Annotated in this window: 26 protein-coding genes; 19 read left to right on the top strand and 7 right to left on the bottom strand. The window is 69.8% G+C overall.

The genetic code is table 11. The annotated features are described in order from the left end of the window. Positions 1-46: 46 nt before the first annotated feature. Positions 47-1,546, bottom strand: a complete 1,500-nt coding sequence (locus OHA68_RS26650) for an ATP-binding protein (RefSeq protein WP_327102684.1) — start codon at positions 1,544-1,546, stop codon at positions 47-49. A gap of 362 nt (positions 1,547-1,908) precedes the next feature. On the opposite strand from OHA68_RS26650, the gene OHA68_RS26645 reads away from it, so the two are divergent. From OHA68_RS26645 to OHA68_RS26595, 11 genes are read left to right on the top strand one after another with little or no spacing between them, the layout of a single operon-like run. Further along, complete coding sequence (locus OHA68_RS26645; RefSeq protein ID WP_327102683.1) at positions 1,909-2,622, top strand: hypothetical protein; 714 nt, start codon at positions 1,909-1,911, stop codon at positions 2,620-2,622. 59 nt (positions 2,623-2,681) lie between these two features. Then, entirely contained in the window at positions 2,682-3,440 is a 759-nt protein-coding gene (locus tag OHA68_RS26640) for a glycosyltransferase family 2 protein (protein WP_327102682.1), read from the top strand. Continuing rightward, positions 3,437-4,630, top strand: a complete 1,194-nt coding sequence (locus OHA68_RS26635; RefSeq protein WP_327102681.1) for a 2-phospho-L-lactate transferase CofD family protein — start codon at positions 3,437-3,439, stop codon at positions 4,628-4,630. Before OHA68_RS26640 ends, OHA68_RS26635 begins: the two co-directional genes overlap by 4 nt. Next, positions 4,627-5,292 (top strand): HAD family hydrolase, encoded by a 666-nt coding sequence (locus OHA68_RS26630; RefSeq protein ID WP_327102680.1) that lies wholly within the window; start codon positions 4,627-4,629, stop codon positions 5,290-5,292. The genes OHA68_RS26635 and OHA68_RS26630 overlap by 4 nt, the downstream gene beginning before the upstream one ends. Then, entirely contained in the window at positions 5,285-6,037 is a 753-nt protein-coding gene (locus OHA68_RS26625) for an NTP transferase domain-containing protein (RefSeq protein WP_327102679.1), read from the top strand. Before OHA68_RS26630 ends, OHA68_RS26625 begins: the two co-directional genes overlap by 8 nt. Next, entirely contained in the window at positions 6,025-7,179 is a 1,155-nt protein-coding gene (locus OHA68_RS26620; RefSeq protein WP_327102678.1) for a glycosyltransferase family 4 protein, read from the top strand. Before OHA68_RS26625 ends, OHA68_RS26620 begins: the two co-directional genes overlap by 13 nt. Next, entirely contained in the window at positions 7,176-8,444 is a 1,269-nt protein-coding gene (locus OHA68_RS26615; RefSeq protein ID WP_327102677.1) for an MATE family efflux transporter, read from the top strand. The genes OHA68_RS26620 and OHA68_RS26615 overlap by 4 nt, the downstream gene beginning before the upstream one ends. Beyond that, positions 8,441-9,724, top strand: a complete 1,284-nt coding sequence (locus tag OHA68_RS26610; protein ID WP_327102676.1) for a glycosyltransferase family 4 protein — start codon at positions 8,441-8,443, stop codon at positions 9,722-9,724. The genes OHA68_RS26615 and OHA68_RS26610 overlap by 4 nt, the downstream gene beginning before the upstream one ends. Before the next feature lie 49 nt (positions 9,725-9,773). Then, on the top strand, positions 9,774-10,907 hold the full coding sequence (locus OHA68_RS26605; protein WP_327102675.1) for an ABC transporter permease: 1,134 nt from the start codon (positions 9,774-9,776) through the stop codon (positions 10,905-10,907). After that, the gene (locus tag OHA68_RS26600; protein WP_327102674.1) at positions 10,904-11,629 is read left to right on the top strand and encodes an ABC transporter ATP-binding protein; all 726 of its coding nucleotides are present in this window, start codon (positions 10,904-10,906) and stop codon (positions 11,627-11,629) included. Before OHA68_RS26605 ends, OHA68_RS26600 begins: the two co-directional genes overlap by 4 nt. A gap of 24 nt (positions 11,630-11,653) precedes the next feature. Continuing rightward, positions 11,654-12,244 carry a TetR/AcrR family transcriptional regulator gene (locus OHA68_RS26595; RefSeq protein ID WP_327102673.1) on the top strand — a complete coding sequence of 197 codons (591 nt, stop codon included), beginning with the start codon at positions 11,654-11,656 and terminating at the stop codon, positions 12,242-12,244. Between the two features lie 148 nt (positions 12,245-12,392). Here the strand turns inward: OHA68_RS26595 and OHA68_RS26590 are convergent, their stop codons facing one another. After that, on the bottom strand, positions 12,393-13,088 hold the full coding sequence (locus OHA68_RS26590; protein WP_327102672.1) for a CGNR zinc finger domain-containing protein: 696 nt from the start codon (positions 13,086-13,088) through the stop codon (positions 12,393-12,395). 64 nt (positions 13,089-13,152) lie between these two features. Beyond that, the gene (locus OHA68_RS26585) at positions 13,153-14,370 is read right to left on the bottom strand and encodes an MFS transporter (protein ID WP_327102671.1); all 1,218 of its coding nucleotides are present in this window, start codon (positions 14,368-14,370) and stop codon (positions 13,153-13,155) included. Between the two features lie 389 nt (positions 14,371-14,759). Here OHA68_RS26585 and OHA68_RS26580 point away from each other — a divergent pair, with 389 nt between their 5' ends. The 5 genes from OHA68_RS26580 to OHA68_RS26560 all read left to right on the top strand — a co-directional run bounded on the left by OHA68_RS26580 (position 14,760) and on the right by OHA68_RS26560 (position 20,200). Continuing rightward, the gene (locus tag OHA68_RS26580; protein ID WP_327102670.1) at positions 14,760-15,773 is read left to right on the top strand and encodes a hypothetical protein; all 1,014 of its coding nucleotides are present in this window, start codon (positions 14,760-14,762) and stop codon (positions 15,771-15,773) included. Between the two features lie 240 nt (positions 15,774-16,013). Further along, positions 16,014-17,036: an alpha/beta hydrolase gene (locus OHA68_RS26575; RefSeq protein WP_327102669.1), complete on the top strand. Its 1,023-nt coding sequence runs from the start codon at positions 16,014-16,016 to the stop codon at positions 17,034-17,036. Continuing rightward, positions 17,033-18,277 carry an acyltransferase family protein gene (locus OHA68_RS26570; protein ID WP_327102668.1) on the top strand — a complete coding sequence of 415 codons (1,245 nt, stop codon included), beginning with the start codon at positions 17,033-17,035 and terminating at the stop codon, positions 18,275-18,277. Before OHA68_RS26575 ends, OHA68_RS26570 begins: the two co-directional genes overlap by 4 nt. Positions 18,278-18,287: 10 nt before the next feature. After that, positions 18,288-19,529 carry a sensor histidine kinase gene (locus tag OHA68_RS26565; protein WP_327102667.1) on the top strand — a complete coding sequence of 414 codons (1,242 nt, stop codon included), beginning with the start codon at positions 18,288-18,290 and terminating at the stop codon, positions 19,527-19,529. Then, positions 19,526-20,200, top strand: a complete 675-nt coding sequence (locus tag OHA68_RS26560) for a response regulator transcription factor (RefSeq protein WP_327102666.1) — start codon at positions 19,526-19,528, stop codon at positions 20,198-20,200. Before OHA68_RS26565 ends, OHA68_RS26560 begins: the two co-directional genes overlap by 4 nt. Before the next feature lie 670 nt (positions 20,201-20,870). Here OHA68_RS26560 and OHA68_RS26555 read toward each other — a convergent pair. After that, positions 20,871-21,620: a PP2C family protein-serine/threonine phosphatase gene (locus tag OHA68_RS26555; protein ID WP_327102665.1), complete on the bottom strand. Its 750-nt coding sequence runs from the start codon at positions 21,618-21,620 to the stop codon at positions 20,871-20,873. A gap of 329 nt (positions 21,621-21,949) precedes the next feature. Between OHA68_RS26555 and OHA68_RS26550 the strand changes: the two genes are divergently transcribed. The 3 genes from OHA68_RS26550 (at position 21,950) to OHA68_RS26540 (ending at position 24,358) form a co-directional block, all read left to right on the top strand. Further along, positions 21,950-22,510 (top strand): SMI1/KNR4 family protein, encoded by a 561-nt coding sequence (locus tag OHA68_RS26550; protein WP_327102664.1) that lies wholly within the window; start codon positions 21,950-21,952, stop codon positions 22,508-22,510. 127 nt (positions 22,511-22,637) lie between these two features. Continuing rightward, positions 22,638-23,159, top strand: coding sequence for a SigE family RNA polymerase sigma factor (locus tag OHA68_RS26545; protein WP_327102663.1), 522 nt, complete (start codon positions 22,638-22,640; stop codon positions 23,157-23,159). Beyond that, complete coding sequence (locus tag OHA68_RS26540; RefSeq protein ID WP_327102662.1) at positions 23,156-24,358, top strand: hypothetical protein; 1,203 nt, start codon at positions 23,156-23,158, stop codon at positions 24,356-24,358. The genes OHA68_RS26545 and OHA68_RS26540 overlap by 4 nt, the downstream gene beginning before the upstream one ends. A 650-nt stretch (positions 24,359-25,008) precedes the next feature. On the opposite strand, the gene OHA68_RS26535 is transcribed toward OHA68_RS26540, so the two are convergent. Genes OHA68_RS26535 through OHA68_RS26525 form a run of 3 tightly spaced genes read right to left on the bottom strand, consistent with a single transcriptional unit; the run spans position 25,009 to position 26,287 of the window. Beyond that, positions 25,009-25,500, bottom strand: a complete 492-nt coding sequence (locus OHA68_RS26535) for a DUF6941 family protein (protein ID WP_327102661.1) — start codon at positions 25,498-25,500, stop codon at positions 25,009-25,011. Then, on the bottom strand, positions 25,497-25,898 hold the full coding sequence (locus tag OHA68_RS26530; protein ID WP_327102660.1) for a helix-turn-helix domain-containing protein: 402 nt from the start codon (positions 25,896-25,898) through the stop codon (positions 25,497-25,499). The genes OHA68_RS26535 and OHA68_RS26530 overlap by 4 nt, the downstream gene beginning before the upstream one ends. A gap of 26 nt (positions 25,899-25,924) precedes the next feature. Further along, positions 25,925-26,287 carry a type II toxin-antitoxin system RelE/ParE family toxin gene (locus OHA68_RS26525; protein ID WP_327102659.1) on the bottom strand — a complete coding sequence of 121 codons (363 nt, stop codon included), beginning with the start codon at positions 26,285-26,287 and terminating at the stop codon, positions 25,925-25,927. Between the last annotated feature and the right edge of the window lie 561 nt (positions 26,288-26,848).

Below are 26,848 nucleotides of genomic sequence, written 5' to 3'. Positions count from 1 at the left end.
ATACCAACGCGAAGTCGGTATCCTGCCCGGGGTCCCAAGTTCACCGTCAACTTCCGTAGAGGGCGGGCAGGTCGATCAGGAGGAGGTCGTCGCGCCGGTCGGCCAGCTCCACCAGGTTTGGGTAGAAGCCGTGCAGGGAGTACAGGGCCAGGGTCGTGGCGGCAGTGTCGTACCCCTGATCGGTGAGCAGGTCGCGGATGCGCTCCAGGCGTTCCAGGTCACCGGTCCCCCGGCGGGCGACGGTCGCCTTGGCCTCCCCCAGGAGCGCGATCCTCGCGCGGGGGGCCTGCGGGCGCTCGCCCGCGGCCAGGGCGATGACGTCGACCTCGTGCTTCGTCCGAGCGACCGGGTCGGCGACCTCGGTGGTGCCGACCGGGCCGGGCAGTCCACCGGGCAGCAAGGCATGGGCGTAACGGCGGGTGAAGTCGCGGGCCAGGTCCTCGAAGTGCGGCCCGAGGATCTTGGAGTTGAAGGTCGGGGCGGCCTGCCGCCACACCTGCTCGGCGAAGCCCTGCTCCACGGCGGTGGCCTGCGGGAGGGTGATGAGCTGGTTGAAGCGGATGACCGGGTCGGCGAGAGTGATGACCGGATGCCGGGCGCGCAGGATGTCCTGCTCTCGCCGGACGTAACCGGTCGACTCCAGCACACCCAGCGGATGGGCGACGGCGTTGCGCGGGCGTTCCAGAGCGGCGCCGATCTTGCTGGGCGTGCCGGCGCCCTGCGCGATCGTGGTGAGGATGTCGTAATAGAGCGTGTGCTGCGTGATCCTCGGGTCCTCGCGCAGCAGATACTCGGTCTCGGTACGCGAGTAGACCGCCCTGCCCGGGTCGAGCAGCGTCCGGGTGAGCCAGGCGTCGAAGCCGTCGTCCGGATGCGGCCGCCCGGCCACCGGCCGGTAGCCGGGCGCCCCGCCGAGCACCGCGTGCACCTTCAGCGCGGTCAGCGGATCGCTGATCTGCCAGAAGGTCCGGCTGTCCCGGTAGTCGAAGGGCCCGAGCCGTAGATCGACCACGGCACGGCCCCGCAGCGGCTTGGTCCCCGAGAGCAGTTCGTGCATGACACTCATCGCGGAGCCGCACAGGATCAGCCGCGGACCCGGCCCAGCGCCGGTCCCGCGCTGGCGCTCGTCGTAGAGCTGCTGGAGCAGTCCTGGGATCTCAGGCGAGTGCTGGAGCAGGTACGGCAACTCGTCGATCACCAGGAGCGGGTGAGGCGAACGGGCGACCACCTCAAGGGCGTTGGACAGGACGTCACGCCAGTCCGTCAGGCGCAGACTCCCCGGCCGCAGACCGGCATGCGCCGCGACCGCGTCACTGAACCGCCGAATCGCGGGCAGCCGCCCCTCCTCCCGGACCGCGGTCACGTACAGGCCGCCGACCTGCTCGGACAGAGCCTGGAGAAGGTACGACTTCCCGTGCCGCCGACGCCCGGACACGATCCCGAGCCGCATCGCGGGATCCGGGTCAGTGAGGAACTCCGCGAGCAGACCCCACTCCCGGTCGCGGTCGACCACGTCGTCCGGCTTGGCAAGCAGACTCGTCTTCATCAGGTCTCCCCCATATCCACTGGAGCGAATTACGTCTAAGTCTACTTCGACGCAATCCGTCATACTGGGGCTGACCAAGCCGTCCGGGCGGGCGCGCCGGCTCTCTACGCGGCCGCCCCATGATCGAACGAGCGATCGGCGCTGGGAGCCGATCCTCGGGGGTCTCCCGGGTGGAGATCCACAGACCTCTCGCCATCTATGCAGAGGAACGTATAGGGTCCCATTTCGGAATGTTGGCGGGGAATGTGTGGACTTCGGGGGAAGGCGTAATGCCGGGTATCTCGGCATAAATCCGGATTCGATGCATTTATCCAGATCGCCAGCTTTTGAGTGGCAACGTCAGATGGGAGACGCGGAGCTTCATGACGGTCCGTGGCGACGCACCGCAGTCTCCGTCACCCCCTGCGGACACGGAGAACCCCGGCACCTCCCGATGGGCCCCGCACCTGTGGTGGATCGCCCTCCTCGTGGGGGCGCTCGGTTTCGGGTTCGTCTGGCTGGCCACCCCGCACGGCCGGGAGATCGGCGCCGCCTGGGAGCTCGGCGTCAAACTGGTCGCCTTCGCCTTCCTGTGCTGCGCGATCGCGTTCTTCCCGTGGGTGTCGGAGCGGCTGCACTGGCTGTTGTACGTCCCGTTCGTGTTCTTCACCGCGTACGTCATCCCGAGGGTGAGTTATTTCTACTACGGCGACACCGCGCGTATCGAGGGTGACAGCTTCTACACCCACCTTTACCTGCTGCTCTATCCCGGGATCGTGCTCACCGTGGCCGCCGCCTTCCGCATCGGCGGCGGCAGCCCCGGGCGCTGCCTGAAGATCGCGATCAGCGGCATCGTCATCGTGTTCTCGGGGCTCCTCGACGTCATGTGGCAGCTCGTCAACCCGGTCGACATCCCCGCCGTCATCGACGCGCCGCACATCAACGTGATCACCGGCGGGCCGATCTCGTTCGGCGGGGCCGTGCTGTTCACGCTGGCGCACGTGCCGATCGTCGTCGGGATCAACCTGCTCCCGCTGGACCGCTGGATCGCCCGCCTGATGGGGAACGGGACGCCCACGCCGGCGGGCCGCCGCTGACACACCACGAGGAGGCGAAGCTGGACACCTACGACGTACCGCCGACCGTCGACATCTCGGTGGCGGCGCCCGCCTACAACGAGGCGGCGAACATCGCGGCGGCGGTGACCGAATGGCGGGAGTATCTGGCCGGGCACCCGGCGATCGGCGCCTGGGAGATCGTCGTCTGCAACGACGGCAGCATCGACGCGACCGGCGAGATCCTCGCGGACCTGCACAAGAGCTGCCCCGAGCTGGTCGTCGTCGACTTCGCCGCGAACCGGGGCGCCGGGGCGGCCATCGCCGCCGCCATCGCGCACACCCGGCTGGACTGGGTCGTCCTGCTCGACTCCGACGGGCAGTTCCCGATCGCCAACCTGGACGCGTTCCTCGACCGGGTACGGACCAGCGAGGCGGACGCCTTCTCCGGCGCCCGCATCAGGAAGGCCGACGGCATCGCGTACCGGTGGGGCTCGGCGGCCAGCGGCGCGGTCAGCAACCTCCTGCACGGCACCCGGTACCGCGACTACAACTCGATCTTCAAGGTGGTACGCGGCCCGCTGCTGCGCGCCCTGGCTCTGGAGTCGAGCGGGATGAACTCCTCGACCGAGATCACCGCCAGGGTCACGGAGCTCGGCCGTACCTGGGTGGAGATCCCGATCGAGCACCGGGAGCGCGGCGGCGGCGCCCGCGGGTGGCGGTTCTGGCGCGGCGCGCGGGACCGTGCCCTGTTCGTGGGCTATCTCGGCTACCGCCGGTGGCTGTTACGCCGGGGTGTGCTCCGCCTCCCGGAGGCGCCGCGGGAACCGGCACGCGATCTGACGGAGCGGCCCCGATGAGCGACCGCACCGCCGTCACCCTCTTCAGCGGCGGGCGCGGCGGGGCCAGCATCGCGCGCGGCCTGCTGCGCACGCCGGGGATCGACCTCACCCTGGTGATCAACGGCTACGACAACGGGCGGTCCACCGGGGCGCTGCGGCGCTACCTGCCCGGGATGCTCGGCCCGTCGGACTTCCGCAAGAACCTCCTGGTCCATCTCGACGACCGCGACCCGCGGCAGGCCGCGCTCCGCTCGGTGCTGGAGCACCGGCTCGTGGCCGGGACCACGCGGGAGGAGCTCGGCGAACTGGTCGCAGAACCGGCGTTCCCCGCCCTCCCGGCCGAGGCCCGCACCGCGATCACGCGGGACCTGGCCGCGTTCGTGCGCAGGCTCGACAGCCACCCCGACGGGCTCGACCTGACCGACTGCGCCCTCGGCAACCTCGTGTTCGCCGGCGCGTACCTCCGGCTGGGCGAGGACTTCAACGCGGCGGTACGCGCGTGCGCCCGGACGTTCGAGTCACCGCTCGGCCTGGTGAACGTGACCAGCGGCGAGAACGCGTTCCTGGTCGCGCTCAAGCAGGACGGCCGGCTCCTGGCCGACGAGGCCGACATCGTCGCGCCGCAGGACGCCGCCGCGATCACCGAGCTGTTCCTGCTCCGCGAGCCGGTCGCCGCCGAGCGCCGGGCCGAGCTGGCGGCGCGACCCGTCGAGGAGGTGCGGCGGATCCTGGCGGGCCTGCGCGCTCCGGTCTCGCTGAGCCCGGAGGCCGGGGACGCGATCAGGGACGCCGATCTTCTCCTGTACGGGCCCGGCACGCCGCACTCGTCACTGCTGCCCAGTTACCTGACGCCGGGGGTCGCGGACGCGATCGCCGAGAGCCGGGCCGCGGCCAAGGTGTTCGTCGTCAACACCCGCGACGACCACGACGTCCAAGGGTTGAGCGCGCCCGAGCTGGTCGGCCGTACCCTGTCCTACCTGGGCGACCCGGGCAACGAGCGCGGCACCGTCACGCACGTCCTCAGCCACCGCGCACCCGAGGCGCCGGGGGTGCCGTCCGACGTCGTCGCCGGCGGCGTCTGGGCGGGCGCCCGATGGGTCACCGCCGACCTGGAGGACGCCGAACGACCCGGCGTCCACTGCGGCCCCCGCACCGTACGCGCACTGACCGAGATCGCCGACGAGGCCGCGTCGGCGGGCGTCCGATGAGCCCGGCGGCGCTCGTCGCCGGGCGGCGGGTCTGGCTCTGTGACCTGGACGGCACGCTCGTCGACTCCGCGCCCGTGCACGCGGCCGCGTTCCGGGCCGCGATCGGGGAACTGGCGCCGTCCGCGCTCGGCTCCTTCCGGTACGACGCGCACGCGGGGACGACCACCCGGGACGTGGTGGCCGGGCTGGGCGTCGGCGGGGACGTGGCCGACCGGCTGGTCCGGCGCAAGCAGCGGCTGTACCGGGAGTACGTGGCGGCGGGCAGGGTGCCGGTGTTCCCCGGCGCGCGGCGGCTGCTCGACCGCCTGACCAGCGGCGGCCGCACGGCCTACCTGGTCACCAGCGGCAGCAGGGGGTCGGTCGAGCGGGTCCTTGCGGCGTGCTCGCTGGGCGGCTACTTCAGCGGCGTACTCACCGGGGACGACGTCCCGTCGGGCAAGCCGGACCCGGCGTTCTACCGGCACGCCTGCGCGCTCTGGTCCGTCGACCCGGACGACGCCGTGGCCCTGGAGGACTCCGCGCACGGCGTCGCCTCCGCCGTCGGCGCCGGACTGGTGACGTTGCAGGTCAACGCGGTGAAACCGGCCGCGGGAGCGGCCCAGGTACGGGATCTGGACGAGATCGCGGACGTCCTCGACCAGGGAGTGAATGGTAGTGAGTGACCAGCGCGTCTGCGCGGTGATCCCGGCGGCCGGGAGCGGGACCAGGCTCGGCCTCGGCATCCCGAAGATCATGCTGGAGGTCGCCGACGGCGTCACCGTGTGGCACCTGCTGCACCGGCGGCTGGGCCCCTGGGTGGAGCACGTCCACGTGGTGGTCTCCCCGGCGGGTGAGATCCCGTTCCGCCGCCTCGCCGCCGAGGAGATCGAGCGCGGCGCCGTCTCGGTGAGCGTCCAGGCGCGGCCGACGGGCATGGGCGACGCGATCTTCGGCGCCGCCGCGCACTGGGAGGGGTACGACCGGATCCTGGTGGTCTGGGGCGACCAGGTGAACCTGTCCGCGGCGACCGTACGGCAGGTGGTGCAGGCCGGCCATGACGGCCTCACTCTCCCGCTGGTGCCGATGCCCGAGCCGTACGTCGAGTACGAGCTGGACGGATCGGCCCTGGTCAGGGTGCGGATGTCCCGCGAGGGGGACGACTGCCGGCCCGGCGGGCTCAGCGACGTCGGCGTGTTCGGCCTCAGCACGGACGGGCTGCCGGAGGCGTGGGCGGGCTACCTGCTCGACGCCGCCCCGGGTACGGCCACCGGTGAGGTCAACTTCCTGCCGTTCCTGCCGTACCTGTCGCAGGTCTGCGACCGGCCGGTGACCGTGGTGCCGGTCGGCGACCCCGCCGAGGCTCGTGGCGTCAACACCCCGGACGACCTCGACTTCGCCCGGCAGGCGTACCAGCGGTGCCCGGACTGACCCGGCCGCGCCGCTGCCACGTCGTCTGCACCGAGGTCCCGCCGCACGTCGTCGGCGGTCTGGGACGCTACGCCGAGCGGATCCTTCCCGCCCTGCGTGACTCCGGCGTCCCCATCGAGGTGTACGGCGTGACCGGCCGCCCTCGGCAGGCCGATCGCCCGTTGCGGAGGATCGCCGGGTTGATCACCTTCAATGTGCGGGTCGCGGCGCGGATCCTGCGCGCCGGCGGACGTTCCGGGGCGGTCGTGGCGGTGCATGACTGGATGGGGTGCATCGCCGGGATCCTGTGCCGGTTGGCCGGGCGGATGCCGGTGGTGTTCCACGTGCACACCTGCGAGCACAACACCGCCCCGGGAGCGCGCCGCACCGCCGTGACCGCCGGCCTCACCGCGCTGGAGAACGCGATGGCCCGGCTGGCGAGCCTGATCGTGGTGCCGAGCGCGGGCATGCGGGACGAGCTCGTGGCGCGCGGCTGGCCGCCGGGGCGCCTGCGGGTCGTGCCGCACGGCTTCGAGGATCCCGAGCTGGTACGGCTGGCCGGGCTGTCCGGCGCCGAGCTCGACCGGCTCCGCGCGAAGGTCAGGGCCGGCTACCTGCCGGGCGGCGCCGGAAGGCTGGTCGTCTTCGCCGGGCGCCTGTCGTCGCACAAGGGCGTGCACACGCTGATCAAGGCGGTGCCGGCGCTGCTCCGCGAGCGCGGCGACCTGCGGGTGGTGCTCGTCGGCAGCGGCGACGACGCGGAGGTGGCCCGGCTGATCGAGCGGGAAGGCGTCGGCGAGCACGTGGTCGCCGGCTACCGGTTCCTGGACCCGCCCGAGGTGTTCGCGCACTTCCTGGCCGCCGACGTGTGCGCCTTCCCCTCGTCGTACGAGCCGTTCGGGCTGGTCGCGGTCGAGGCGATGGCGCTGGGGCGGCCGGTCGTGGTCGGGCCGGGTTACTCGCCGGAGGTGGTCGGCGACGGCGCGGTCCGCTGCCGTACCGGAGAGCCCGAGGAGCTGGCCGCGGCCCTGGCACGCTGCCTGGACGACCCGGAGCACGCGGCGGGGCTCGCCCGGCGCGGCGCCGAGCACGTCCGCGCGCGCTACTCGTGGGCGCGCACGGCCGAGACCACGCTCGCGGCGTACGCGGAGGTGGCCCGGTGACCTCCGCGCTCCGCGACCGGATGGCGCGGCTGCTCGGCGGCCGTGGCTGGGCCGTCTGGCCCACGCTGGTGAGCATCGCCGCCAGCGGCACGGCCGCGGCGACCACGCTCGTCATCGCCTGGGGGATCGGCGCGGCGGCGTTCGGCCGGTTCACCCTCGTGCTGACGATCGCGCTGATCGTCACCGTCGGCATGCTGCTGAACCTGAACTACGTCATGTTCCAGGAGCTGCCGAGGGCGGCGCCGCCGGACCGGCCCGCCCTGGTGACGACGGCGTTGTTCACCACGCTGGCGCTGGGCGGCGGGCTGATCGCCGTCGTGCTGCCGGCCGCCCCGCTGCTGACCCGCCTGCTCGGCGTCGACATCCGTACGCTCTGCTTCGCGCTGGCGCTGGCCCTGTCGCTGACGGTGAACCAGCTGACCGAGAGCTTCCTGCGCGGGTTGAAGAAGTTCGCGTTCGTGGCGGGGCTCAAGCTCGTCGTCGCCGTCGTCTACCTGGCCACGGCCGCCTACTGCCTGCTGGTCGCGGGCATCCGGGACGCCGAGGTCTACCTGGTCGCGCTGATCGTCACGAACGTCGTCTTCGCCCTCGTGGCCGTGGCCGGCTTCGACGTCGTCCCGCGCTCCTGGTCGGCGTCCCTGGCCCGCTCGCTGCTCAGGCACGGCGCCTACATGAGCGTCATCGCCGCCTTCACCGCCGTGCTGTTCGGGGTGGACGTGATCTTCCTCAACCACTGGGCCTCCGGCGGCGACGTCGGCGTGTACTCGGTCTACAACGGCTTCCCGAAGCGGCTGCTCGGCGTGGTGTTCACCGAGGGGATCGGGCTGGTGCTGCTGCCCGTGCTGGCGACGGCCGACAAGGTCACGGCGCTGCGGCGGATCGGCCGCCTCGCGCCGGCCATCGCGGTGGCCACGGCGGTCTTCTCCTTCGCCGCGAGCGCGCTGTTCTTCCTGGTGCTGCGCGCGGAGTATCCGTACGCGCCCGGACTGATGGCGTTGTCGGCGGTGGGGATCGGCGTCCACACGGTGTTCAACCTTTACCTCTTCGCCCTGTCGATGGACGGGGTGCGGGGCGCGAAGGTGCTCATCGCCTGCCTCGCCATCGGGTCGCCCGCCGCGCTCGCCTGCCAGGCGGTGCTCATCTCCTGGCAGGGCCTGACCGGGGGCCTGGTGGCGTTCGCGCTGACCAATCTCGTCCTGGTCGCCGTCGTGGCCGCCACCGCGGCCCGGGTGTACCGAGCGCGTCCTTCGGAGGTCGAACGGTGAAAGTCGTCCACATCATCAACCAGTTCCCGCCCAACATCACCGCGGGGCTCGGCCGCTACATCGAGGAGATCACCCCGCACCTGACCGGCGACCTGCGGATGGCCGTGTTCACGCTGAACGACGGGCGCCTGCCGGTGCACGAGCGGCGCGACGGCGTCACCGTCTACCGGCCCCTGGGCCGCCTGCTCGGCGCGATCGGCCGCCGCCGCAAGCTCAACCGGACGCGCCGGGCCGAGTTCGTCCTGCTGGCGGTGAACGTCGTGGTGAGCAACTGGCGCTACGTCCTGCGGCTGCGGCGGCTGACCCCCGGCGAGCGGCCCGACCTGGTCGCCGTGCACGACTCGACGAACTTCCTGGCCGCCCTGCTGTGCCACTACGTGCTGCGGCTGCCGGTCGTCTTCCACGTGCACACCACCGAGTACGGAGTCGCCCCGCAGCGCAGCATCACCGACCCGCTCAACGTGTTCGCGGCCGTCGAGCGGTGGCTGGCCCGGATCGCCCGCCGGGTCGTGGTCGCCACCCCGGAGGTGCGCGAGCAGCTCACCGCCGCCGGGTGGAACCGGGAGACGATCGACGTGGTCTGCCTGGGCGGCACGTTCGAGCGGCGGCTTCCCGGTGTCGACCGGGCCGCCCTCCGCTCCGGCGCCACCGCGCTGCGCGCCCGTCTCGGCATCGCGGACGGCGACCCGGTGCTGCTCTTCGTCGGCCGCATCGAACGCCAGAAGGGCATCTACCAGCTGCTGGAAGCAATGGGGAAGATCACCGTCGCACTCCCCCGGCTCCGGCTGGTGATCGTCGGCGAAGGGGACGAGGCCGGGGTCGCGCGGATCGTCGCGGACGCCGGGCTGGACGGGCGCGTCCGCACCTCCGGCGGGTTCGTCGACGGCGCGGCGCTGCTGGAGTACTACGAGCTGGCCGACCTCTGCGTCTTCCCCTCACTCTTCGAGCCGTTCGGCCTGGTGGCGACCGAGGCCATGGCCCTGACCAGGCCGACGATCCTCGGCGACGGGTTCTCCCAGATCTTCCTCGGCGATCCCGCCGACCCCGCCGTACGGTTCGCGCGCAGCGCCGACCCCGGCTCCATCGCCGACGCCGTGATCGACCTCATCGAGGATCCGCCGGCCCGCCACGCTCTCGCGCAGAGCGGGGAACGGTTCGTCAGGGAGCGGCTGAGCTGGGCGAGGGCCGCGACGGAGACGGTCGCGGTCTACCGGACCGCGCTCTCCGCGATTCCATCTTTCCGACGCAATGTTGGTATGTTGCCAACGGCGCGTCGGTAAGTCGGGGCGCTCGTCCGTCCCCGTGATTCCCCTCCTGTGAAGGAGTGCCATGTTCCTGGCCTGGCGCGAGCTGGTCTTCGCCCGCGCACGTTTCGGCCTGATGGGCGGCGTCGTCGCCCTCATCGCGATCCTCGTCGTCCTGCTGTCCGGCCTCTCCTCCGGGCTCGTCAACGACGGCGTCTCCGGGCTCCAGCGCCTGCCCGTCACCGCGTTCGCCTTCGCCGAAGGCACCAAGACCGACTCCGCGTTCTCCCGCAGCACCGTCAACGTGAGCCAGGCCGAGGCGTGGAAGGACCGTGCCGACGCCACGCCGTTCGGCAACATGCTGATCAACGCCAAGGCCACCACCGCCGCCGGCGCCCAGCTGCCGATCGACCTGGCCCTGTTCGGCGTCGACCCCGGCTCGTTCCTCGCACCCGCCGTCTCCGACGGCGCCAAGCTCGCCGACCCCGACGGAATCGTGGTCAGTCAGACCGTCCTGGACGAAGGCGTGGCCATCGGCGACACCGTCGTCATCGACCGCCTGGGCACCCGGCTCAAGGTCATCGGCACCACGGGCGACCAGCGCACCTTCGGGCACGTCGACGTGGCGTACCTGCCGTTGCGCACCTGGCAGCAGGTGCACGCCGGCGCCGGACCGGGCGACGAGGCGCGTGACGGGGCGTACGAGGAGGCCACGGCCATCGCCCTGCGCGCCCGGGACGGAACCCAGATCGACCTGTCCGGCGGCGACACCGCGGCGGGCACCACGAGCATGACCCTCGAAGAGTCCTTCAGCGCCTCCCCCGGCTACTCCGCCGAGACCTCCACGCTCACGCTCATCCAGGTCTTCCTGTACGCCATCTCCGCGCTCGTCGTCGGCACGTTCTTCACCGTGTGGACGATCCAGCGCAAGCACGAACTCGCCGTCGTACGGGCCATGGGCGCCTCGACCGGCTACCTCATGCGGGACACGATGATCCAGGCGACCGTCATCCTGACCGTGTCCACCGCCGTGGGCTTCCTGATGGGAGTGGGCGGCGGCACGCTGCTCACCACCACCCCCATGCCGTTCGCCCTGGAGGCGGGCCCGCTCGTCTTCGCCGCCCTGCTCCTCATCGGCCTCGGCCTCGCCGGCGCCGCGGCGGCCGTGGGCCGCATCGTCCGCGTCGACCCGCTCGCAGCCCTCGGAGGGCACAGATGACCACCAGCTCCACGTCCCCGCACCCGGACTCCCGCCGGGCCGGCGCCGAAGAACGCGGCGGCCTGCTGGTGGAGGGCGTCACCCTGTCCCTCGGCGACGGCGACGCCACGGTCACCGCGCTCGACGACGTCCACCTCGACGTGGCGCCCGGCGAGTTCGTCGCCGTCGTCGGGCCGTCCGGCTCCGGCAAGTCGAGCCTGCTCGCCGTCGCCGGCGCGCTCACCACGCCCGACACCGGCCAGGTCCTGCTCGACGGCGTCGACATCTCCCGGGCCAGCGCCCGCCAGAAGGCCCGCCACCGCCGCGAGAGGATCGGGTTCGTCTTCCAGTCCGGCAACCTCATCCCGGCCCTCACCGCGCTCGACCAGCTCCGCTTCGCGCTCGACGTGGCGGGCACCCGCGCGGGTGACGGTCACGATCCGCGAGAGCTGCTCGACCGGGTCGGCATGGGGCACCGCGCCGGGCACCGCCCCCACCAGTTGTCCGGCGGCGAACGGCAGCGCGTGGGCATCGCCCGCGCGCTCGTCACCCGCCCGGCCGTACTGCTGGTCGACGAGCCGACCGCCGCGCTCGACCGCGCCCGCAGCGACGACATCGTCACCTTGCTCGCGCAGGAGACGCACGAGTCCGCCGTCGCGACGATCATGGTCACCCACGATCACGACGTGCTCGGCCACTGCGACCGCGTCCTGTCGATGGTGGATGGGAGACTGTCGCAGTAGACCGATCAGGGTGGAGGAGGGCGGGTGCCACGCATCCAGGCGCCGACCGTGGCCGAGCATCGGGCCGCCCAGCACCGGGCGCTGGTCGACGCGGCCAGGCAGATCCTCGCCGAGACCGGCCGGCCACCGACGCTGGCCCGGGTCGCGGCCCGCGCCGGGCTGGCCCGGCCCAGCCTCTACCAGTACTTCCGATCGGCGGATGACCTACTCAACGCGGTGGTGGAGGACGTCTTCCCCCGCTGGTCGGCCCGGGTCGCCGCCGCGATGGACGCCGCCCCGACCCCCGCCGACCGCGTGCTCGCCTACGTGCTGACCAACTTCGAACTCATCACCGAGGGCGAGCACGCGCTGGCCACCGTCCTCGCGGAGGTCGCGCCGGGCGAAAAGGTCGCCGAGCAGAGCCGTGCCATGCACCAGCAGCTCCTGGAGCCGCTCGTCGAGACGCTGCGCCGGCTCGGCGTTCCCACGGTGCCGGAGACAGCAGAAATGATCAACGCCATCGTGTTCACCGGATCCCGCCTGATCGAATCCGGCACCGACCTCGAAACCGTCTGGGAATCCGCCCGAGCCCTGCTCGAGCCATTCGTACGCACCCCGGACAGCACAACGCCCTGAGCCGGATCGGCTCGGACGCCGCTGTGGCGGCCCTGGCCGGACGCCTGAAGATCACCGAGGTTCTCACCATCGACCGACGCCACTTCAGCGCCGTCCGGCCGACCCATGCTGCCCGGGTGCGGCGTCGACCGTTGATCGCGTACGAGTCCTACGGGGTGTCGCCCCGGGCGGCGCGGCGGCGCTCGGTGAGCCGCCGGGCCTTGGCCGTGTTGCCGCAGTCGGCCATGCGGCACCAGCGGCGGGAGCCGTTGCGGCTCTGGTCGAGGAACAGCCACCCGCAGCCGCCCTCGCGTAGGGGGCAGCGGCGTATCCGGGTCAGGTCGGCCGTCCGCAGGACGTCGAGTGCGGCCTCCGCGACCCGGTCGGGTATCAGCATGGCGGGTATCGCGCCGTAGGTGAGCCGCACCTGCGGCGGGTCGCCTCTGTCGAGCACCAGCGCGGCTCTGGCGGCTGCCCCGGCCCATCGCTCGTGCAGCGCGACCAGCGCGGCCCCGGCCACGATCGGATCCCCTTCGGCCGGGCCGCCCGCGTCGCCCGCCGGCCCGCCGTCGGCGGGCCGGATCGTGGCGAGCACCACGACGTGCAGCCCTTCCCGGATGTCCCGTACGGCGGCCAGCCCCGCCTGCGCCGACGCGGGATCGTCGCGCCACACCCGGCCGGCCCGATCGCGCTCCGCGTCGCTGATCAGGTCTGCCCTGGCCGCCCAGCGCAGCAATGCGGAGGCGTCGGACAGGGAGTCGTGGGGCGGCCCGCCGTCGAGCGGCACCCCTCGTTCGAGCGTGTTGACCAGATCGAGCGCGGGGTGCCCGCCGACCAGGGGAAGTTGTCCCACGTCGAGTGACATGCCCTTGAGGCTACCACTCAAGGCGGCCAAGGAGGTTGCACGTTTCGGTGCGTTGAGCATCGGATCACCTGACCGGGGCGCTCTCGGGCAGGGGGTCGCCGGCCGTGGCCCGCGCGATCTTCCGCCGGCTGGACAGGACCGGCTCGGCCAGCACGATGGCGAACGCCGCCAGGCTGAGCAGCGCCCCGGCCAGTGCCGTGCTGCGCACGCCCGGACCGGGCAGGAGCACGCTGCCGAGGAACGCGCCCGCGGTGATGCCCACATTGAACGCCATGGAGGTAGCGGCGCTCGCCATGACCGACTCGCCCGGCGCGTACACGAGCACCCGCGACCCCAGTACGGCGGTCAGGCCCGCGAGCGTGAAGCCGGACAGGGAGATCGCGATGACGGCCCCGACCGGGGAGGCGCCGAACGCGTACTGCCCGACGAGCGCCACCGTCTGCAGGCCGATGAGCCCCGTCATGGTGATCCAGCCGTGGCGGTCGACGAGGTAGCCCACCACGAACACGCCGGCCAGGCCCGCGATCCCGCGTGCCAGCAGAAGCGGGCCGATCGATGACTCGGTGAAGCCGCTGACGTCGCTCAGGAACGGGCTGATGTAGGTGAACGCCGTGAACGCGCCGGTGATCGCGACCGCCGTGGTGGCCACGATCGACAGGTACCTGCCGCGGTCGGGCGCGCTGCCCCGGTCCGCCGCGCCCTGCCCGGCGGGCGTGTCGGGCAGGACGGCCGCGATCGTGGCGAGGACGAGCAGGGCCAGGCCGCTGAGCGCGAGGAACGCCACCCGCCAGTTGGTCTGCTGGCCGAGCCACGTGCCGGCCGGGATGCCGGTCAGCGCGGCGCTGGAGGCGCCGGCGTACAGGATGGACAGGGCCCGGCCGCGCACCTCGGCCCGGAAGAGGCCGGCGGCGGCCGGCGTCACGATGGCCCAGAACAGCGCCTGGCTCAGCGCGGTTACCATCCGGGCGCCCATGAGCAGCCAGTAGTTTCCCGCCATGGCCGACAGGCAGGTCGCCACGACGAAGATGCCTAACAGGACGCACAGCAGCCGCCGCCGGGGCAGTCGGCGAGTCAGTCGCGTGAGCGGCAGGGACACCAGCACGATGATCAGGCCGTACCCGGTGACCAGGAGTCCGACCGCCGACGGGCTGGTGCCGAGATCCTGGGCGATCTGGGGGAGCAGGCCGATGGGCAGCGACTCGGTGGTCACGTAGATGAACACGGCCAGGGTCAGGGCGGTCAGTGCGACGATCGCCGACTTGCTTCCGAAGCGTTCTTGCACGCGGTCTCCTCGGCTGGTTCACCTTCGTTCAGGATAACGAAGGTAGCTTTTTTGGGGTTGCCTCGCATGAACCTACTGTTGAACATGAATGTAGACGCACGTCTGCTACCGGTCAATGCAATTTAGGCGGTACGTCGACGGCCGTGCGGGCCGGTGCCGCGTAGTGCACGCGCCGGGGCGTACACCCAGCGTTGCGCGCTGTGAGGGATCTTCGTAGGGTGAGCCTTCTCACCGATGATCGGAGTCTCGATGGACGAGCCGGAGCGACGCGTACCGACCAGTGGCCCGAGTGAGAAATGAGTCCCGAGATCGGACCTTGGCCGGGGCCTGATTACACGGCGGGGGCGAACGGATCCGGAAACGAAGGGTTCGAGATCGACCGAAGGGGTGTGCGGGCCGTCTCCGGCAAGCTCATCGAGCTGGCGAACGACGGACTCGACACACCCCTGCACACGCACGCTCGACTCACGGTGGGCTTCCCCTGGAAGTTTCCTCACGAACTCGCCAGGTGTCTCTACAGCGCCGGCCTGTCGGCCTCCGTTTTCTGGAACGACCTGAACGCGGAGATCGGTACGGCCGGAGTCCTGATCGAACGAGCCTGCACCAGATATGACCTTGCAGATAATCCCCTGCTCGGCGACATGCCCTTCATGGAGGCGGGCTCCGGAGGGGTGCGGCCACCAGACCGGCTCGGAGAGCGGCCCACCATTCTCTGGAATGGTCCGAGCGGCTTCTACCCCAACGGCACCGACCCGCTGCCGTCGGTGGTCGATGACGGCGTCGAATGGCAGTCCGCGGAAACGGCGGTGACGAGCCTCCTCCGGCCCTCCGCCGAGCGGGAGGAAGGCATCCCGACGTTCCTCGACCTGCTGGTCGGCTCGCTGGTCGAATTGGCGAATACCCTGCCGCTGCGGGCGCAGGACCTGCACGACGCTCCATGGCGCGGTGAGGCCGCCGCGCTGCCGCAGCGCGCGCTGCGGCAGGTCTACGACAACATGATCTACCTGGCCACCTGGGCCGACACCCTGGATACCGCGTGCAAGAGGTTCCTGGAAGTCGTCGACTGGTACACCAAGAACTTCTACGAGGTGGTGGACCCGCATCGCCCCTACTGGGATGAGCTCCTTGATCTCGGCACCACGGCGGACAGCCGGACCAGGACTTTTCTCCGGACGGCGAACCCCCTGTTCCTCGAGGTTCTTGACATGATCCCCCCGCCCATCACGGAGAACCTGCCGGGCCTGATGGTGGTCGACGAGGATCTCACACGGCTCCGCTCCGAGATCAACTATCGCAAGGAGTACGACTCAGCAGCACTCAACCGGTATGACGGCCGGCAGTGGCTGGAGGAGAGCGAAAAGCTCCTCCAAGGCCGGGAGGCGGCAGAGCGGACGTACGGCTAGCGTCGTACACCACCTGGTGAGGTTCGACAGAATCACCCGACCCCGGCGACATCGCGGTCCTCGCCCAGGTGATCCCCTCGATGGCCGTCCACCGCGCGCCGTACGCATCGACGCCCTATGACCGATACCCGCACTACCTGAGAGCCACGTCCGAAGTGGGCTCCCCAGCGGGACGCCGACCACCTACGCCTCTTCGTACCTTCCTGACCAGGTCACAACCCCTGGAAAGGAAAGTGCGACATGTGGACCCCAGGCCGCGGTACCCGGCTGTGGCGCGGTGCGCTGGCCGGGCTGGTGATCGCCGCGCTGTCCGCACCGGTTTCGGCCGCGGCTCGGCAGGCCGTTCCGGCCCCCGCCCCCGCGATGCTGCCCGTCCTGTCGACCAGCACCCTCAAGACCCGGTACGCCGCCAACCGGGCCAATATCCTCCAGGCCGCGCGTATGGCCGACAAGGGCGGATACCACCGGCGGGCGGCGGCCCTGCGAGCCATGGCCGGCTCCACCCGGACGTTCCTGTCCTTCGACGCCCGCGGCGAGGGCCGGGCCGTCGAGGTCCTGGGCGACCTGGCGACCGCCCGGCGGATCTCGGTCCTGGTGCCCGGCTCGGACACCACCCTGGACACCTACGACGCCCATACCCCGAAGCCGCACGCCAGGCTCGGCTGGGCGGCCCGCTCGCTGAAGGAGCAGATCCGCCGCCTGGACCCGGCCGCCAAGGTCGCCGTCGTGGCCTGGCTCGGCTACGCACCACCCCGGCTGACCAGCACCGACGCGGTCACGACGGGCCGGGCCGAGGACGGCGCGCGTGCGCTGCGCGCGTTCGTCGCCTCGGTGCGCCGGGCGAATGCGGCCGCGCAGGTCTCGCTGCTGTGCCACTCCTACGGCTCGGTGGTGTGCGGCCGCGCCGCCGCCGGCCTGGCCGTCGCCGACATCGCCATGTTCGGCAGCCCCGGCGCCGGTGTGGAAACGGCGGCGGGATTGGGCACCGCCGCGCGGGTGTGGGCGGGACGAGGAGCGCGGGACTGGATCGGCGGCGTGCCGCACCTGAGCCTGCCCGTTCTCGGCACGACCATCGGCTTGGGCGCCGATCCGGTCTCGGGCGGGTTCGGCGCCCGGCCGTTCGCCGCCGGCGACGGCGGCCACGGCGGCCACGGCGGCCACGGCGGCCACGGCGGCCACGGCGACTATCTCGCGCCCGGCTCGGCATCGGTGGCGAACCTGGCGCGGATCGCCCTGGGGCACGACCGGGAGGTGACCCGGTGACCGCCCGGTCGTATCGAGCCGGTCACCGCCCGACGCCGGGGCTGCGGGAACTGGCGCGGCGCGTCGACGCCCGGACCCCACCCGATCGCGACCGGGCCGTCGATGCTCTGCGAGCCCTGGCGATCCTCGGCGTGATACTCGGCCACTGGCTGGTCAGCGCCGTGGTCGAGACCGGCCGGGGTTCGCTGCGCGGGGCGAGCCCGCTGCAGTACATGCCCTGGCTCGCCCCCCTCTCCTGGATCTTCCAGACCCTCGCCGTGTTCTTCCTGGTCGGCGGGTACGTCGCCGCGAAGGGCCACCAGGCCGCCCGTCGGCGCGGTGTGGGGTACGGCCGGTGGCTCGGCGGGCGGCTGGCCCGCCTGTTCCGGCCTGTCGTCGTGATCCTCGGTGTGTGGGCGGTGACGGCCGTCGTCATGCTCCTGTCCGGCACATCCCTGGACACGGTGCGCACGCTGGTGACCCTGGTCGTGTCGCCCCTGTGGTTCCTGCTGGTGTTCGCGTCGCTCACGGCGCTGACCCCGATGGTCTTACGGGTCGGCCCGCTGTGGCCGCTCGCCGTGGTCGCCGCTGTCGACCTGGTCCGCTTCGGTCTCGGCGGGCCGGCCTGGCTCGGCTGGGTGAACGTGGTGGCCGGCTGGCTGGTGCCGTACGCGCTGGGCGCGGCGTGGGCGCGGGGCCGGTTCGACACCCGCCGCTCAGGTCCGCTGCTGATCATCGGCGGGGTCGCCGCCGCGGGCCTCGTCGTCTGGGGCGGATACCCGGCGTCCATGGTCGGAGTGCCGGGCGCGCCGGTCTCCAATCTCAACCCGCCCACCCTGGCGGCTGTCGCCTTCGGCCTGGCCCAGTGCGGACTGGCTCTGCTGCTGCGCGAGCCGTTGCGCCGGATGACGGCCCGGCCGATGATCTGGGCGGCCGTGGCCGCGGCCAACCTGTCCGCCATGACGATCTTCCTCTGGCATCAGACGGCGATGCTCGCGGTCACCGCCGTGGGGCTGCTGTCCGGCCCGCTGCCGGGCCTGCACACCAGCCCGGACGATCTCGGCTGGGTCGTGGCCCGGCTCGGCTGGCTGCCGGTCTTCGCGATCGCGCTGGCCGTCTGCCAGGCCGCGTTCGGCGCGGCCGGGCGCGGCCGGGCCGTCCACCCGTCCATCCGTCCATCCGTCCATCCGTCCATCCGTCCATCCGTCCATCCGTCGAAGAGCGGAGCGCGAAGCGCCCGCGATGAACCGCCCCATGCCTAGGATCGTCCATGTGGACAGGGCCGACACGATGGGCGCCGTGCTGCGGGGCGTACGAGCGGATCTGTTGACGTCGGCTCGGCAGCCGCTGCCGCCCATGGCCGGGCTGCGGCCGCTGAAATGGCTGCCGCACGTGCTGATCGTGCTGGTCGCCGTGCTCCTCGCCGCGGCAACCGAGGGCAGCGCGGGCGCGCCGTTGGCGATCGTCCACGCGGTGATCCTGGTGTCGGCACTGCGCCGGCCGGTGCCGGCGTGGTGGCTGTCGATGGCGTTCCTGGCCGGCACCGCCGTGGCGGGCTACTCGCCCGCGCTCATCGGCCAGCCGTGGCCGTGGTTCATCCATGCCGGAGTGCTGTTCCTGGTGGCGCTGCGCAACCGGCCCCGGGTCGCCGTCGAGACGCTGCTGCTCAGCAGCCTGCTGGCCGGCGGCATGCAAGGGCCGGGTGAAGGTCTGCTCTGGGAGAAGCCGCTGACTCCCGTGGTGATCTTCACGGTCGCCGTGTTCCTCGGCACCTCGGCACGCAGCCTCCGGGAGACCCGCGAACGGCTCCAGGAGCAGCAGGCGGCCGTCATCGCGGAGAGGGGACGCCGGGCTCTGCTGGAGGAGCGGGCCCGGATCGCGCGCGAACTGCATGACGTGGTCGCCCACCACATGTCCGTGATCTCCATCCAGGCCGACGCCGCGCCCTACCGCGTCGAGGACCCACCCGAAGAACTGGTCACCGCCTTCGCCGTCATCCGCCAGAACGCCCTCGAAGCCCTCACCGAGCTGCGCCACGTCTTAGGGGTCCTGCGCGCGGAGACCACCGATGACTCCCCGGCGCCCGGCGCCCCCCAGCCCACCCTGGACCAGCTCACCAACGTCGTCGCCAACGTGCGCTCCGCCGGCCTGCGCGTCGAGCTGGACGTCTCGGGTACGGCCCGCCCGCTGCCACCGAGTGTGGAGCTGTCGGGCTTTCGCATCGTCCAGGAGGCTCTGAGCAACGCACTGCGCCACGCCCCTGGCTCCACGGTCCGCGTCGAGATCGCGTACGGCCCCTCCACCCTGCGCCTGCGGGTGCACAACGGCCCCGCGCGTGACAGGACCGAGCCCTCCCCCGGCACCGGTCACGGCAGCATGGGCATGCGTGAACGTGCCGCGATGCTCGGCGGCGAACTGACCGCCGGTCCCACGCCCGACGGTGGCTACGTAGTCTCCGTCCTGCTCCCGGTGCCCGTGGACACCGCCACGCCCGCGAAGGAAGGCCACCCGTGACGATCCGCGTGCTCATCGCCGATGACCAGGCCATGGTCCGCGAGGGTTTCTCCGTCCTCCTCAACGCCCAGCCCGGCATCCAGGTCGTGGGCCTGGCCGAGGACGGCGCCGACGCCGTCGCCCAGGCTGCCGACCTGCACCCCGACGTGATCGTGATGGACATCCGGATGCCCGGCCTGAACGGCATCGAGGCCGCCCGCCGCATTACCGCCGATCCCGGCCTCGCCGCCAAGGTCCTCATCCTGACCACCTTCGACCTCGACGAATACGTGTACGAGGCGCTGCGGGCGGGCGCCAGCGGATTCCTGCTCAAGGACGCCTCGGGTGTCCAGCTCGCCGAGGCCGTACGCGTCGTGGCCGCGGGCGAGGCCCTGCTCGCCCCGACCATCACCAGGCGGCTCATCGCGGAGTTCTCCCGCCTGGGCGGCACCCCCCGGCCCCCGGCCCAGGCCCGCGCCGGCGACCTCACCGAACGCGAGACCGAGGTGGTCGCCCTCATCGCCCACGGCCTGTCGAACGCGGAGATCGCGGACCGGCTCGTCCTGGCGGAGCAGACGGTCAAGACCCACGTGGGCCGCATCCTGAACAAACTCCAGCTACGCGACCGCACCCAGGTCGCCGTCTTCGCCTACGAAACGGGCCTGGTCAGACCGGGCCACGCGAACGCGTGATCCCGGCGGATCGGTGAAGGGTGATCCTGTAGAGCGGTGTTGCCGTACCGGCTGCTGTACGACACTCCTCATCCCTCGTGAGATGCGGCGTGGCCTTTCGCTGAATCGGCGTTGAGCGGCTCTCTCAGCGTCGGCTCTGAGCCAAGATGATCCAGTGGGGGGACGCATGATCGTGTTCACGTGTGCGGGCTGCGCCACCTCGCTGACGCTACCCGTGTCGCAGGTCGCGCTCCCCGCTCACGCCCATCAGCAGTACGGTGCCCACGGCTGCCGGAGGTTCGTCAGCCATGGCTACGTGCGATGTACGACGACGTGTGGAGCCGCCGATCCAACCTCCCGTTCTGGTGGTGAAGGGATACCACTGCCGGCCCTGCTGCCCCCGCTTGAGGCCCGCTGCGGCCGTTCTCGCCTGTAGGACCATGTCCTCATGTCATTCGTGTTCACCTTGGGCACCTTCACACTGCACCTGGCCTTTCAAGCCCGACGAGCAGAGGTGACCGTACGCACGAAGTAGCAAGAGGTCCCGCCCCGCTTCTTCTTGGCTCGGACCCCTTCATTACGAGTCAACGGCACGAGTATGGTCGAGGGTTTGTGCGGCCGGTCGTGCGAACGCCCGACTCAAGAGCTGGCGCAACTCGAACATCGCGTTTCAACGATTAATGCGACGGGGCTAATCAATGAACGTGTATTCCTCCCGATGCAACTCGAAATCGACGAATTCGATGACGACCAGGGCGATGTTATCTGGACCACCGTGCTCCACGGCAAGGGCTTCGAGACGATCGGCCGCTTCTGCCGATCCGCCGGGTCCGCTCAAAATCTCCATCAGGAGCGTGTGAGGAACCACCGCGCTGAGTCCACTCGTGCACAGCAAGATCCGGTCATCAGCGCACAGGCTGAGGGTTACCAGGTCAGGGACATGACCCTCGGACTGTCCGTCGAGGAAGCTCGGGATCCGTTCCGGTGACTCCGGCACGCTGGCGGTCGCAGCCATACCGTGGGCATGACTCTCGGTCGTCCAGATGAGCTCAGCGGCCCCGCTCTCTGTTTGTCGTACGACATACGCCTGTGTATCGCCTATGTTCGCAAAGACCCCCAAGGTCCCAGACCACAGCAAGGCCACCAGGTCGGCGCCCATGCCCGCCGGCTCGGGTTGAGCCTCGATCTTTCGCTGAATGGACTCGTTCGCCGAGTGGATCGCGCGCTCGAGAACGGTTGTCAGATCTGACGGGCCGATATCGTCATCCCACCGATCGTACTTCTTCAAGGATTCGATCACGAGATGGGTGGCAACGTCGCCGGCGGGTCGACCCTTGCTGCTGGCGATCGCGAACAACAAAGGACCCACATAGATTTCTTCCTCGATAGGTTGGCGCGCAAGTTCAATGTAGCGGGAGGCTGAATTCCAGGTTAGTCCCACGATTTCACGTACCTTCCATGTCAGAGCAGGGATCTTTAGGCGGGATAGTACGGTTCTGGCTTACTCGGTGGCTGTGCGGCATGATCGAAGGCACCGACTGGTCGGGGTGTCGAAGCCGTACGCGCGCGGGAGAATTCGATCTTGTACCTTCGCGCTCGACGGTAAGGCCCCCCGAAGGAGGGCTGCCTACCCAGGATCTCTTAATGAGCCGATCGCCCCGACCCGTGCGGCGGGCGCCGAAGTAGGCGATCGTCACGGCCTCAGCCCACCGACACCCGGATTCGGAGAACGGCGCAGCAGCCACTCGAAACGGGGATATCTTCTTCACGATGAGCGCCCAGTACGCATGGTCTGAACGCTTCCCTGCAAGGCATCCGGTGACCGAAGGTTCTCATCGCCTGGCGGTCAGTCCACTCGGCGATCTGTATTCTCCGGCTACCGATGCAGAGGTCCGCGAGCTTGAAGAGCGGCTGGGCATGGAGCTGCCGCCGAGTTACCGGCAGTTTCTCCTGTTCGGCAACGGATGGGGCAGCGACGATGACTGCTGCCTGCTGCGCGTCATGGAGGTCGGCTGGCTCCGTGATGTCGATCCTCCGGTGGCCGAGAGCTGGTCAGCACCCAAGCCGGAGAACTCATGGAGCGTGCCCGACGAGCTCTACTTCATGTACGGACAGGAGCAGGACTCCATCCATTACCGAGGGGAGTATGTGCCCGACACCCTTCTGGCCGGGTATTGGGATGACGGAGTGGCGCTCCTCAATCCCCACGTCAGAACCGCTGAAGGTGAGTGGGAAGCCTGGTATCTCGCGCCATGGCTGGCTGGCGCCAAGCGTTACAGGTCCTTCTGGGACCTCGCAATGGACGAGCTGAGACTGCGATACCCACGCTGATACCCCTTATATCGGGCTGTGCCGGCGGTGCTGCCGCGGTGTGCAAGAACGCGACACGAAGTCCTGGCCGGGTGGACCGAACCTTTCGACACGTCACCGGAGTCGGTAACGGTCGAGAGGAGTCGCCTTGGATCGCAATGACAGCTTTCGCGAGTTCGTCGCCGGCCATCAGCAGGCGCTGATGCGCACCGCGTACCTGCTCACGGGAGACGCCCACCAAGCTGAGGACCTGCTGCAGAGCGTCCTGCTCAAGGTGCTCAGACGCTGGTCCAGGCTGTCGCTCGTCGAGCACCCCGAGGCATACGTGCGCAAGGCGCTGCTGAATCAGCACATCTCGTGGCGGCGGCGCCGGGGCAGGATCGAGCTCCCGACCGCCGACCCGCCCGACCGGCCGTACTCGAGCGAGGACCCCACGATCGTGCGGCTCGTCATGCGCCGGGCTCTCATGCTATTGCCGCCCCGGCAGCGGGCGGTGATCGTTCTGCGCTACTACGAGGACCAGACCGAACGTGAGACGGCTGAGCTGCTGAACTGCTCGATCGGAACGGTGAAGAGCCAGGCCCACTACGCGCTGGCCCGTTTACGCGAACTGGCACCCGAACTGGCGCCGAAGCTCGCCGACATGGAAGCCGAGGAGACCTACCGATGACCTGGCTACGGGACGTACTCGTCGACCTGGCCGACGACTCTCCACAGGTGGACCTGGCCGAACGCACGATCGCGGCGCATGACCGCAGGCGGCGTACCGTGATGTCGCACCTCGCAGCGGCCATGATCGTGGTCATCGCTCTTGGTGTGACGGCCGCCGTCCGACTGCTGCCGGACGAGCCGCGGGAGGCCGCTGCCCAGGGCGACCTACCGGCACGCGGGGTGGAGCCGCTGAGCCACGCGTACAAGATCTTCTGCAAGCCGAAGAAGGGGAAGGCGAAGGCGCCGTCAGGCTGCCGAGACGGACGCTGGCGGGTGGTCACGCGGAGCGGGAAGGCCTACTACGTCACCGAGGCGCTGCCCAGCCTCAGCCCCGGGCGTAGCGGACTGCGGGACAGCCCACTGGCGATCAGCCGGGACGGCCGGAAGATCGCCTACTACAGTGCCAAGGAAAGGACCTTCCAGGTCCGCGACCTGGCCTCGGGCGAGAAGACGACGGCCGCCGACAAGGTGCCGGAGGGCTGGCTGGGCAGTGTCTCGCGTCTGATGCTGTCGGACGACGGCCGGTTCGTGGCTTTCAGCAAGGTCCCGGACTTCAAGGACCCCGCTCTGCTCATCGACATGCGCGCCAGAGTCGTCCGCGAGTTGCCGAACCGTTGGGCCCCCATCGGCCTGTCACAGGACGGCGCCACCATCACGCTCGCGCAATACTCGCCCAATTCGCAGCTGCGAACGATCACGAACCTGTGGCCGTCCTCCTCAGCGGGCAACTCCACGTCGATCATCCTGCCGAAGAGCTACGACTTCAGCCCGCTCGCCCCTGACGGGAAGACCGTCGCGGTGATCGACGACCGCAGCACCGCCGAGAAGCCCTGCCGCTATGGCGACCTCGCCCTCATGGACACTCTCACCGGCAAGAAGCGGAAGGCGACCGCCATCAGCGGCCTGCCCCCCGACGTCTCCCAGATCTCGCTGCGCACCTGGCTCAGCGGCGACGAGGTCACCGCTCTCACCACATCCGTGCGGTGCAGACCGATCTCCGAGGTGCCGGACGACGAGCCCGCGGTGGTCGACCCGCCGTACCAGGCCATGACCGCCTACGCACTGAACGTCAGGACCGGAAAGGCCAGGAAGCTCGCCACGTACACGGCGCAGAACTTCTTCAGCATCGTCCTCCCCGGGCCCCCCGGAGCGCTCTGACCTCAGGTCTCATGCTGCGGCAAGTATTTCGCCTTCAGCAGGATCCGAACGTCCACATCACCTCTGAGACTGTCTGTCGCCTATTGCGTGGCAAGGCCGCCGGTGTCCCGTCCATCCGCCTCCACAACACCCACCCAGATCGCCAGCCCGGAGACCCGTAAGGCGCACGACCAGCTCAACGAGAGCCTCGATCGTTAGAGGCAGTTGCTGTACGAGATGGAAAAAGGCTCTCCCGGATCGTCTGGAAGGGCCTTTGACCTGGGAGCCGCCTTCGGGATTTGAACCCGCGACCCTTCATTACGAGTGAAAGCTTGATCGTCCACAGCCGTCCACCACGCTCTTGGATGCCTGCTCCGGCGATGGGAAGAAGTGCCGCCGATCCGCGACCATCCATGATCGTCCAGAACCGTTGTTAGTTCTCGATATCCCTGGCGGGATGCCCGTTCCGGGCTGAGTCGGACGCCGGCACCCACTTCATCGGCCTGAGAGCCGACTACTACACCAACCGCATCGGCCCGGACCGCAAGAAGCGCACCCACCAGGTGTGGATCAACAGGTCACCCAAGACCCTTCGCACCGACACTTCACCACAAACCACATAAGTAGCCTGATGTATCATTCGGTTTGACAGCAGCGGCAGGACCCGCCTGTTACTCGACGATTGAACTTGAGCGGCAAGCCTCTGCTGTCTTTTCCCCCCGTGCACCAGTTGTGGGTGCTTCGGCTCTGACGACGAAGCTCACGGAAGCGACCTCGACATCGTTTGCCGCCAGGATCCACTCATAGACATGGCCAGCGGTTAGAGGCAATGGTGGGATGGGGATGGCGAAACTGACATTCAACGGGACTCGCCTCGCCATCGGTTCCGCCTGATCGATGTTAGGCGCGAACTCTCCGCTGAAGGACAGGGTGCTATCTTCCTCGGCGAAGGGGCGGACGGGCTGTCCCTCCTCGTCTTGAAGGCGGACGACGAAGCAGATTTTCTGCTCCACTTCCTCCCATGGAATCCGCAAAAAGCCGGTAACAGCTGCCATCGACACGGCAGGCCCTGTTACCGACCAACCCGCTCCGAGCACGTTGATCTTCCCGGTCGCCACATCAGTGCTCGCGGCGTCACTCAGGACAAGAAAGCCTTCTATCACAAGACAGCCCTCTTCAACTCCAGCGCTCCCGCCCCACGGGTGGGGGCCCCACCGCCTGTCCCTGCGGGTCCATGCATAACGACGCGCGCAGCGGCCGCTGTGGTGCCAGGGACTACGTCGGGCGTCTTTACGACGTGACACACTTCGGCGCCGATCGCGAACGCGTAGCGGCGGATTGTGGACAAGCGGGGATCCCCGCCAACCCGTTCGAAGTCTGACACGGCGGGCTGGCTGCGCCCCATCTTCTCCGCCACGTCAGCCTGCGTCAGACCGAGTTGCTTGCGCACACCAACCAGGGCCTCGATGAGACGCATGTCCCGCTCGACAGCTGCGCTTTCACGCTGAACCTCGGGATCGTCTGGGTCAATGCCGAGCAGTGCGGCGATGTCGCGGTCCACGCCTACCTCCCCTTATCGGGTCTACCTTATATTCTGCTTCGCCATTCGGCTAGCCGATCCCGAGCCGTCTCGATGGCCCGTTGCTGGGCGCCGTTGCCGCCCTTCTTGTGAAACTTGAGGCCGAGCAGCAGGTGCTCGCCATCTGTGAGCACGGCGTAGTACAGGCGGTACTCGCTGCCCCCGTAGCTGAGGCGAGCCTCGCTGAGGCCCTTACCCAGGAACTTCACATCGCGATCCATCACGCTGTCGTGCTCGATCCGCCACATCAAGTGGCCCAACTCGATGAGAGGGGGCTTGCCTTGTAGGACCTCATGGATCTCTTTGCTGACGACTTCGGCGCCGGAGGAGGTGGTGTACCACTGCCACTTAGCCTTGGACCGTTCCTCCACGGGCACCTCTCTACCCTCACCGCAGCGCCATCGCTGGCATCCGAATGTACAGGCAGTAACTGACAGAAACGCCTGCGCACAAGGAGATGTAGCTTCGATCGAAGCCGACAGAGGGCTGTGACCTGTGTCGATCCTGCTACTGGAGGTTGACTCCGTTGCACATGAGCCGCCGCGACCCACATCCATCGCGCCGACCCCAGCCTGGCCGCCGAATACCTCTGAAAGCGGGGTGGGCAGCAGACGGCTCACCCCTCAGACGGTCAAGGGGTGGGTGCGAAATGAGGAAGGTCAGCGGGCCAGATGTCTACTGATCACCAGGCTCTGGATCTGGTTCGCCCCCTCCAAGATTTGCATGATCTCCGATGCCCGATCCGGCACTCTGCGGCGATACGGCGATCATGGTGCTGAGCAGGGAGTAGGTCTCCGGGTGTCTCTCATCGCTTCTCGCCGGTTTCGGCGCTCCCACGGAACAATGACGGAACAGGGCCGGGAGGCTGAGCGACCGTCAGCGTTGCCGACACAGCACCGGCCATAACCGGTGTCGAGGCCTGACGAAAGAGG

Source organism: Nonomuraea glycinis (genome assembly GCF_035920485.1).
GTDB classification, from domain to species: Bacteria; Actinomycetota; Actinomycetes; order Streptosporangiales; family Streptosporangiaceae; genus Nonomuraea; species Nonomuraea glycinis.
Note: the sequence above shows the minus strand (reverse complement) of the source record. Positions and strands in the feature narration are given on the sequence as shown.